This is a genomic window from Salinimicrobium oceani, from assembly GCF_012037645.1.
Genome location: NZ_JAAVJR010001134.1, coordinates 1 through 354, shown reverse-complemented (window position 1 = coordinate 354; position 354 = coordinate 1). Strand labels below are relative to the sequence as shown.

Below are 354 nucleotides of genomic sequence, written 5' to 3'. Positions count from 1 at the left end.
AGCAGGCAATAAAGTCATAAGAATTTTTCAGTAGATCTGCATCGGGGAGGAAGAATGGATCATAGGCTGAAATCTTATAATCAAGTTCAGAAAGAATTTTGGTTATCACCGGCCCTGTTCCCGCTCCAAAATCAAGCCCCACATGATCCTGCGGATCAAAATTCTCTACTACTGATCTTACAATGGGAGAAACAAACTCCCGGTATCGCAGGTCATTCACGTCATTGTTATGGGATAGATACCGTTCTTTCTCCTTATCGGCATCGGGAAGATCTTCTCTCCTCACAAAAATGCCTTTACAGTTGGAACATTCCAAATAAACTCTTTCCCCGTTGGAGTAAAATTCCTTTCCAT

Annotated in this window: 1 pseudogene; it reads right to left on the bottom strand. The window is 41.8% G+C overall.

Features of this window, described 5'->3' with window-relative positions:
* Positions 1-354 (bottom strand): annotated as a pseudogene (locus HC175_RS21140) (class I SAM-dependent methyltransferase); the annotation flags it as partial.